At 57.6% G+C, this 8088-nt stretch carries 11 protein-coding genes; 1 reads left to right on the top strand and 10 read right to left on the bottom strand.

Annotated elements, in window-relative coordinates; all coding sequences use genetic code 11:
- Positions 1-52: 52 nt before the first annotated feature.
- From CIT25_RS17850 to CIT25_RS17895, 10 genes are all read right to left on the bottom strand, one after another.
- A complete protein-coding gene (locus CIT25_RS17850) occupies positions 53-325 on the bottom strand; it encodes a hypothetical protein (RefSeq protein WP_095485872.1) in 273 nt (90 codons plus the stop codon).
- Positions 322-525, bottom strand: a complete 204-nt coding sequence (locus CIT25_RS17855; RefSeq protein WP_095485873.1) for a hypothetical protein — start codon at positions 523-525, stop codon at positions 322-324. The genes CIT25_RS17850 and CIT25_RS17855 overlap by 4 nt, the downstream gene beginning before the upstream one ends.
- A complete protein-coding gene (locus tag CIT25_RS17860; protein ID WP_158302580.1) occupies positions 522-2171 on the bottom strand; it encodes a portal protein in 1650 nt (549 codons plus the stop codon). The genes CIT25_RS17855 and CIT25_RS17860 overlap by 4 nt, the downstream gene beginning before the upstream one ends.
- Before the next feature lie 71 nt (positions 2172-2242).
- Entirely contained in the window at positions 2243-3043 is an 801-nt protein-coding gene (gene tas, locus CIT25_RS17865) for a TIGR-Tas system RNA-guided endonuclease (protein WP_095485875.1), read from the bottom strand.
- A complete protein-coding gene (locus tag CIT25_RS17870) occupies positions 3033-3785 on the bottom strand; it encodes a hypothetical protein (protein ID WP_158302581.1) in 753 nt (250 codons plus the stop codon). The genes tas and CIT25_RS17870 overlap by 11 nt, the downstream gene beginning before the upstream one ends.
- Positions 3786-3871: 86 nt before the next feature.
- Positions 3872-4054 (bottom strand): hypothetical protein, encoded by a 183-nt coding sequence (locus CIT25_RS17875; protein WP_095485877.1) that lies wholly within the window; start codon positions 4052-4054, stop codon positions 3872-3874.
- A gap of 1 nt (position 4055) precedes the next feature.
- Positions 4056-5402 (bottom strand): phage terminase large subunit, encoded by a 1347-nt coding sequence (locus CIT25_RS17880; protein WP_095485878.1) that lies wholly within the window; start codon positions 5400-5402, stop codon positions 4056-4058.
- Positions 5403-5493: 91 nt separating this feature from the next.
- The gene (locus tag CIT25_RS17885; RefSeq protein WP_095485879.1) at positions 5494-5901 is read right to left on the bottom strand and encodes a terminase small subunit; all 408 of its coding nucleotides are present in this window, start codon (positions 5899-5901) and stop codon (positions 5494-5496) included.
- The gene (locus tag CIT25_RS17890; RefSeq protein ID WP_095485880.1) at positions 5894-6079 is read right to left on the bottom strand and encodes a hypothetical protein; all 186 of its coding nucleotides are present in this window, start codon (positions 6077-6079) and stop codon (positions 5894-5896) included. Before CIT25_RS17890 ends, CIT25_RS17885 begins: the two co-directional genes overlap by 8 nt.
- Complete coding sequence (locus tag CIT25_RS17895; RefSeq protein ID WP_095485881.1) at positions 6079-6546, bottom strand: hypothetical protein; 468 nt, start codon at positions 6544-6546, stop codon at positions 6079-6081. Before CIT25_RS17895 ends, CIT25_RS17890 begins: the two co-directional genes overlap by 1 nt.
- Before the next feature lie 1049 nt (positions 6547-7595).
- Here CIT25_RS17895 and CIT25_RS17900 point away from each other — a divergent pair.
- Positions 7596-8057, top strand: a complete 462-nt coding sequence (locus tag CIT25_RS17900; protein ID WP_158302582.1) for a helix-turn-helix domain-containing protein — start codon at positions 7596-7598, stop codon at positions 8055-8057.
- Positions 8058-8088 lie beyond the last annotated feature (31 nt).

Below are 8088 nucleotides of genomic sequence, written 5' to 3' on the forward strand. Positions count from 1 at the left end.
GCAGCAGGAGGCGCTACGGGCTCCACAGGAGCAACCGGTTCAACGGCATCCGTCATTTGGTATCCTTCTTGAACAGCGGAGCCGGCGTGTTGACGATCTTCACGATCTGAAGACCGACATTGCGCCGACCGGCGAGGTAGTCAGAGACGTCGGGTTGCCCCGGTACCATGGTTTCCTGGTATGTTCCGGCAGCCCCATCAACGATCCATTTGAGCGCTGCGATCTGCTGGCCAGGAGAGGCATTGCCCTTGGCCAGTGCCTTGATGGCTGCAATGTCTTCATCACCGTAAGCGGCTGGCGCGAACGGGTTGGTTTTGAGCGTCACGCGGACGGTCGCTCAAGGAGGTCGCGGACCATGCCTACCGTCATCACGCTACGCTCCTGCGAGCCGGTGTAATTGTTAGTGATGGCCTCTATCGCTCTGGCCGCGTCCTTGTTCGAGAGGTTGGCAGAGAATGTTACCCGGTGGCAGCCAAGCGTGAAGGTGATGCTATCGGCGTCCTTCGTAATCTCAATGTCGGTCATGCGGCTGCGGCCTGCCCGGCGTCAGTCAGCGCTTTAATCATTGGAGCCGCTTTTCCCGCTGCCTCAGCGGCCCCGCCGACAGTCGCCGCCATCTGCTCGGCGTTCTGCTGCTCCTGCATGGCCTCGACCATTGCGGCGACCTTCTTGTCGTTGTTGATCCATGCTTCCGGCCAGCCGATAGCCCGCAGCGTGTCCTTGACGATCTCCATGGCGTTCGGGAGCTTGCCGACCGTTGGATCTAGCAAGGCGCCGGCCTGGATAACGCCCATGCCTTCCTGAAGCTTTTGCGCCTTGCCGTCGTTCTCGATATCCTTCAACGGGCTCTGGAATGAGAACTCCACATCGGCACCGCGAAGCGAATCCGGGATGTCATTGGCCGGGAAGGCGCCAAGCGTGCGCATTACAGCGAATGTCTCAGCACAAAGCGGCTCATTGTATTCGACCTCGACCGGCTCAAACATCGGGATATGAGCCCGCATGTGCTGCTCCATAATCTTGCGGACCTGGTAGGCAGTCATGTTCGAGGTGTCAGGCAGGTTGATCTTGGTCAGCATCATGCCTTCGCGGATCACCTGATCGTAGCGAAGTGACATATCCTGCCCGAATGGCAGCGCCGAATGGTCCGAACTGACGGGCCGCAGCGCCTCGCCAAGCCGCTCATCGTATTCGATATCGACCCATGTGATGCCGCCGGCAAACAGGCCGACATCGGAGCGCAGCGCGTCCTGTACCGCAATCATGGGCGGGTCGATCGCCTTTTCGCCAGCCTCCAGAAGGATACGCTCGATCGCCATCTTGGTCCGGGCATCGGGAAGAATGATCGAGGTGAACGGTGAGCGGGCATATTGCGAGCCAGACACACAGTCAGCGCGCGGAATGACATAGCCTCGATAGGTCCGTGAGGTGGTTTCCAGCGTGACGTTCTCATCCGGGATGACCCAGATCGACACGAAGGCATGACCGGCGCGCGGCTTGAAATCGCCGAAATCGTAGGAGCCGGCCGGAACGACGATATGCCGGACCTTCACCTTCTTGTGCGGGTCTTGCTTAAGTTCATCGAGGAACTTCTGCGGCACCTTGCCGGGGAAAAGCTGGTTCAACGTCTGGACAGACGGCATGCAATTGCGGTGGACGTCCTGAATCGATCCGGCATAGTCTTCCGACCACACCACATCGCGAAGGTGCCAGTTGCGGTAGTAGAGCGCGGCTCGATCCGGCGTCGGGCTGATCTCGACCACAGCCTGGCCGAACGTGACATGATCGTGATCGCCGGCTACTGTGGCGCGGGTGAAGTTGCCTCCCCTGCGATACATGGCGGCGCGCATCAGGCGCGTGGCGTATTCCAGCCAACCGCGGGCATCGTCAGGCTTGTTGCGGTCGTCATCCGTGGCCTTGACCGAGTAGAAGTCCATCGGCCGCAGCATGGCGCGATACAGGTTGCCCATCTCGCGACGAGCCAGTGCAGGAACCGACGTCATTGCGCCGGATGCATAGTCCTCGCCGATCTGGTGAGAGACCGTGAAGTCGGCACGCTCGAAATAGAAATGCTCCGCAAGCTCCTGCCAATGCAGCAATAGCGGCATGCGTTCGGCAAAGAGCCGGTCCCCGCCCTCTACAATGGTTGTGATTGACGGACTGATGGGCATTCTTGGGGTATTCTCCATAGAAAAAGGCGGCTCCGAAGAACCGCCTTTCAGTCACCAGTTGGCAAACGGTCTTAAGCCGCGAGCGGCACGAGCAGGATGGCCTTCTGGTGATTCCATGCCTGCCACAAATCCCTGAGCAGGCGCTTTTCCATATATCTCTGTGCGCGGCGGTGGATGTGCCCGTCACTCATGAATTCATCGGCGCGCTTGGCCGGGATTTTGGCCGAAGGCGCAACGATCAATCCAAGCTCTTCGGCGCGCTGGCGTTCGTATTCCTTGCGCGCCAGATAGACTTCCCGGTATGGCCCTTGCGCCTTGATGAGCGTGTCGCCAATCGTCCACATGCGGGAACGTCTCTGGCGATTGTAACCGTGCTCGATCCAGTCTTCCTTGTGCGCGTTCTTTGGCAAGCCGCCTTGCCGCTCACCGTCAATGACGGCAACGCCCATGCGCTTCCACAGATGACCCTTCTTCGGATACAATGACAGGTCGCCAGCCTCGGCAACGATGATGGCTAAGGACGCCTCACCAAAACCGCGAACGCCCTGCCCGAACTCGGACCACACCGGCAACTGGCAAGCCAGCGCTTTCATTTCCTTGAGGGCCGCAGCCTCGATGTCATCGAACGGCTTTCGCGATTGAACGGACGCTTCGATGATATGCGCCCACTCTGTCCCTTCGCCACCCGACTTCAACAGTTCAGCCGACCGAGCGCGGATGGCGTCCTGATCTTCCTTTGGCAAAGCCAGGGACCAGCCGAGCATCATGCGCAGGAAAGAGCCAAGAGCCAAATCGGCCCGCTTGCGCTGTTCCATTGCATAGACGCGCTGACGATGATGGTAGCGGATCGAGGCGCACAGATCAGGCTGCATCTGCCATCTCCGCTGCCTTCTGGATAGTCCTTTCCATTTCAGCGACGCCAACCAACAGGCGCATCGGAGCGTTCTTGTCTGTCGGCACGCCGCGATTGCGTAGTATCTTCAGCACAGCGACCTCATGCCCACCTTCGGCAATCAACCTGTCAAGCGACGACCACGGCACATCGCCGATAGGCCGACCATCGCGGACCTTAAAGCTGTCCAGAACGGTAAGCGCCAAGTGTTTTGCGCCGGTCTTTGCGGCGGCGATGTATGCGGGCGAAACGGGGCGAGGCAAGGCAACCACAGCCTTGGCGGCATGCATCTTTTGGCCTGCCCAGTTTCGTTCGCCTCTCGCGAGGTCTTGAGGCTCAACGGCTTTCACCGCGAGCGATCGGGGTGAGAGTTCGGGCAAGCGCGAAAAGGCCTTCTCGGCATCCGCAGAATGGCCCTCACTCTCATTCGCTCGGGAAGCGTTGGCAACGCTCATATGGCCTTTTGCGGCACCTTGGCGCCGGCCTTCGCTTCCCTTCTCGTATGCGGCGCGGACAAGCTCGATAAGCCGTGCCTCGCTGCCGCCGTTGTTCATCCACTCCGCAATTGCGATCTGTGCGCGGACCTCGCGAGGGACAACGCCCCTCGCAGCCAGCTTCGCACCCATCGCCGTTTCGTGTGACGCAGATTCCATTTGATCTGGTGCCTTCTCAGGTGAGTTTCGGAGAAGAAAACACCTAGCAGAAATCCGCTTTTCCGGCAACGGAAATCGTGGTTAACCTTCTGATTTGTCCACACAAGTCCGTGTAAGTCCAATAGATTACTACAGAGCACTATTGGCTACACTGTTTACGCACCCAGCTTGCCCGTTGAACCGGTGAGATTATCCGACATGATGGTCGAATCTCGGCCGCCACGCTGGCGCTGCTCGGCAAGTTTGCGGCGGCGCTCTTCAAGGATTGCGGGATCTTGTGCATCCGGCATACGGGATGCCGGCTCGACCTTCGGTGCCTTCGGAAATAAACCACCCATTTTATGCTCTCCTTCGTGTTTTCATACTGGCATAACCAAGTTTGACCTTGGGGACAGGGCGCCCAAGAATGCCGTCATTTCGCTTCGTCATGCCGGGGAACAGGGCAGCCAAGCCCCAAATCATTGCATCGGCTCGATCTGGCGAGCGCGACCCGACATAGCCAGCCGTTGTCATGGCGCAGAGTTGGTCCTCAAGATCCGGGAAAATGCCGACCAGTGACACCTTCTGCTGATCGAACAGCGCCGCTATTGGCTCTGCACGAACAATCTTGCCGCGAGAGGCGTGGACTTCCTTGTATGGAACAGCGCTACCGACACGCTTCGACGCGGCTGACCGAATGATCTCCTGCACCATAGCGCCGCCGAAATTTGACTCGGCAACCACGCAGTCGGCATCATGTCTGTCGAACGCGGACACAACCGCGTCACCCCACAGTGCAGGGGCCATGCGCCCGGAAATGTCTTCCAGAACGTACCCGCGGCCATCCTTGCCAAGGCCGCAGACAACTATGCCGACCTCATCCGAGCGCTTATCTTCCTCGCCAGCAACGCCGGAAGGATCGACCGCAACCACGATACGAACCATCTCCGGCACAGCGCCATTGACAATTCTCTGCTGGTCTAGAAGCTCTAGCGTCCAAAGAGCCGATTCCGACACGTCGGCGAACTGGCCAAGCCAGAAGCGCCGCCGCATCGCCTCTGACATGCCCTGAAGTTCCTCCAGATACGAGGCCGGAAGATTGGCTTCGTTGTCTTTCGGGTTCACCACCAGCGCAGCATAATTGCCGGGCTTCGCTAGTGTGGTTCGCCTGTCAGGGTCCTTTTTCTCAACGAACAGGCGATAGGTCCAATGTGCCATGCCTGGCGGGTTGCAGTCGTAGTAAGCCTTGAGCCTGAGTGCCGTGTTCTGCGCCAGTCGGGTCATCGCCATGTTGCGTGAGGCGTAGGGAATCTGCGAGCATTCGTTTAGGTAGATGGTCGCGTATTCCTGCCCGAGGATTTTTTCAGTCCGCTCCTTGTCGTCCAGACCGCCGAACCAGATCTCAGAGCCGTTTGGCAGGGTGTAGTACCAGTCGGTCTTGTCCAGCTTGCAGTTCGCATCGACGCCAGGGAAGCAAAGCTCCATGACCTTGGGGAGCGTGTCGAGGATGATCGACGCCTTGATGTGATTGAACCGGTAGCGAAGGATGGCGTGGCGGCTTCTGTGGGCCAACGCCCTAATCATCACGGCCCGGACGAAGCCAAAAGTCTTTCCAGATCGCGACCCACCATAAGCCATGATGTGCGTGGCGTCGGAAGCGATAAGATCGAGTTGCGCAGTCTGTTTCACCGTCAGTTTGAAGGTCATTTTGGCCTGTTTTCAACCGACGATTGGTATAAGCCCCGCATTTGGAGCCATATTTCAGGAGAGCCGCCCAATAATTGCAACCGGAAGTATGTCAAAGGATCGCGGCATCCTTGGATTCGATGATGACCTGAACCGCAACGTGCGCCCCCGCCTTCTCCTCATCCATCAGCTTGTGCAGCTTGGCTTTGCCCAAGATTGCCGACACTGCAGCAGCGGCGCCTTTCGGGTCTTTCATCGCATGGGAACGGGCGGCTTCTAGCTCTTTGGTGAGCGAACCGACTGACACCAATGCTATTTCGCGGGCCAAATCCTGCAATACTTGAACCCTTGCGGATACCTTGGGGTCCGCAAGAAGGCGGCTGGCCTCGCTCCAAACGGTCTCTGGCTTACTTTCCGCGCCTACGTCGTATGACCGCCGGTAGGCTTCTGAGGCGTTGCCTGTCTCTATGTAGACGAGGCAGAACGCTTCCTGTTTGGCGGTCAACTCTCCATCAGACATCAGGCTGCGGCTCGCCGGTGATTTGTGATAGAGCAGCCAGAACCTCGGCCTGCACTTTTGCGGCAGCCTTTCGCGCGGCTATGGATTCGGCCAAGGCGATCTGACGGCGCACCTCTTCCTGTGCCGCCCGCTGTTGGGACGGTGAAAGCTTGGCGCGCCGTTTATCGAGGAAGTTCATCAGGCGTTGGCGAGAGCCGAAGACATGACCCAACGACCGCTCGGGAGCTTCAGGCCGAGGAACGCCGCTTCGGTCGCGGTGTCTGTCCAGGTCAAGTCGATGTCGCCGTCGATCTCAGAGGTGGCATAGAAGCGCTTCTTGGCAACGACGGTGCTCAGGGCGCCATCCGTGCCGATCGCGATGCCTGTGGAACCGCCAGTGACCACGTAGGCCAGGCGATCAGCCGTGAGGAACAGAACCAGTTCGACCTCTTCGACGTAATCGATGTCGGCGCCGTTGGCGTCCTTGAGCTGGATCGTGATTGCGCGGGCGTCACCGACCTCAGCGCCAACGGTGATCGATGCATCGGCGCACTTCATCGTCAGGTCGATGTCGGTCCCGTTCGGGCTGGCGACGAGTTGCCCGTATTTGCCGAGCATGAGGCGGCGGCCGACGAGGCTTTTGAGGGTCTGGAAAATGCTGGCCATGTTGGTATCCTTTGCTTGTTGCTGTTGCTTGCGGACGTGAAAAACCCGGCTGGTTAGGCCGGGCTGGTGGAACTTTGGGAAATGTTCTGGGGTTCAGCCAAACTCCCGAGGTGAACCTATTATCCACAACGCGGCACGTATGCCGACACTCGCGGGCCTGCAATGGATGGATTTTGGCAATATGAGGCTAAGGCGTGGAGCGGTGAAGCTCTCCACTAAGATGGCCGGGGATTCCCCAGTCGCCGCGCAAATCACCTGTGCGCAAATTAACCGCGAATTGGTTCTTCGTCAAGCGACTAAAAGCTCAGGTAGTGTCTCAGTTTGAAATTTACGGTTTGGGGCGAAGAGCAATCGCCGCCGGGACTTTGGACCCGGCACTGACCCAGATGGCAGTGTCTCCACAAACCCATTTGATTAACTCGATGGCGTCTTGGTGCTTGCGCATGGGGGCCTTATCGAAGATCACCCTATGGTGCGCGATGCGATAGCGCCAACGACGCACGCTTTCAATCAAACCATGAAGCTCTTCATAGGTCGCGCCTTTTGGAGCGTTGGTGTGTTTGTTAGTTGCATCTTAACGTCTACCGACATATGGTGCGTTCGTGAGCTGCGGATAGGTTGTGGTAACACCCCTACCGTGGACAAGATCAGAAGGCGGACCCTCGGGAGGGGGTGCCGCCTTCACTCTTTCTGGCTTCAAATTTTTCATTCCCCCACCCGCTTCTTATACGCGCCGCGTTTGCCAGGCTTTGGCGCTACGGCGTCCATCTTCGCGCAAAGAGCCGCAGTTCGAATTTTACCGATGTCAGTGCTAACGGCAGAGGGCCGAATCAAGCGCTGGGGCGATAAATACCAAAATTGATATCAACGGTCAACTTGACGAATACCAGAATTGGTATATTTTAAATGTGGCTGTTTCGGCAGTACGTGAAAGCTAGCGGCAGGAAAGAATGCGAGGAGTGGTTCGCTGGCCTTTCTGATTCTTCCCAAGCGGCGGCTCTAGTGGCCCTCGAATACCTAGCTCAAAGCGACCGATCGCACTGGAGACAGTGGTAGAATTAATGTTTGGACTCCGTAAGAATCTGTTCGCAAAGCTCAAGGGCAGCAAGGCTTTCCGTAGCGCATATGTTCGCGAAACGGTTAAGCAAGGTGTTGCGCATCAGATTCGCGCAATGCGTGAATCTCGCAATATGAAACAAGCCGACCTGGCTGCTCTTTCCGGCAAATCCCAGAGCAACATTGCCCGATTGGAAGACCCGGACTATGGGAAATTTACTCTACAGACATTGCTTGAAATGGCTGACGCTTTTGATGTCTGGCTATCCATTGAGTTTGTATCATTCAAGGAAGGCCTTAGTAGAAGCGAAGATAAATCGGTTGCTGGTTTAAACGCGAAATCGTTTTCTGACGATGACTCCACATGGAGTAGCAAAAATCCAAATGTTTTTACCAATGAAAATTCCGTTCGGCCATGGGCATCGAGGACAACGTTCGCTCGCTCATCGTCTTGAAGGGCACCAAGGGCAAGCGCCTGACTTATGG

It is taken from the genome of Mesorhizobium mediterraneum, from assembly GCF_002284565.1.
GTDB classification, from domain to species: Bacteria; Pseudomonadota; Alphaproteobacteria; order Rhizobiales; family Rhizobiaceae; genus Mesorhizobium; species Mesorhizobium mediterraneum.

Coding starts and splice junctions, on each gene's coding strand:
- CIT25_RS17855 (WP_095485873.1), bottom strand. CDS start 525: ATGACCGACATTGAGATTACGAAGGACGCCGATAGCATCACCTTCACG.
- CIT25_RS17860 (WP_158302580.1), bottom strand. CDS start 2,171: ATGCCCATCAGTCCGTCAATCACAACCATTGTAGAGGGCGGGGACCGG.
- tas (WP_095485875.1), bottom strand. CDS start 3,043: ATGCAGCCTGATCTGTGCGCCTCGATCCGCTACCATCATCGTCAGCGC.
- CIT25_RS17875 (WP_095485877.1), bottom strand. CDS start 4,054: ATGGGTGGTTTATTTCCGAAGGCACCGAAGGTCGAGCCGGCATCCCGT.
- CIT25_RS17880 (WP_095485878.1), bottom strand. CDS start 5,402: ATGACCTTCAAACTGACGGTGAAACAGACTGCGCAACTCGATCTTATC.
- CIT25_RS17885 (WP_095485879.1), bottom strand. CDS start 5,901: ATGTCTGATGGAGAGTTGACCGCCAAACAGGAAGCGTTCTGCCTCGTC.
- CIT25_RS17890 (WP_095485880.1), bottom strand. CDS start 6,079: ATGAACTTCCTCGATAAACGGCGCGCCAAGCTTTCACCGTCCCAACAG.
- CIT25_RS17895 (WP_095485881.1), bottom strand. CDS start 6,546: ATGGCCAGCATTTTCCAGACCCTCAAAAGCCTCGTCGGCCGCCGCCTC.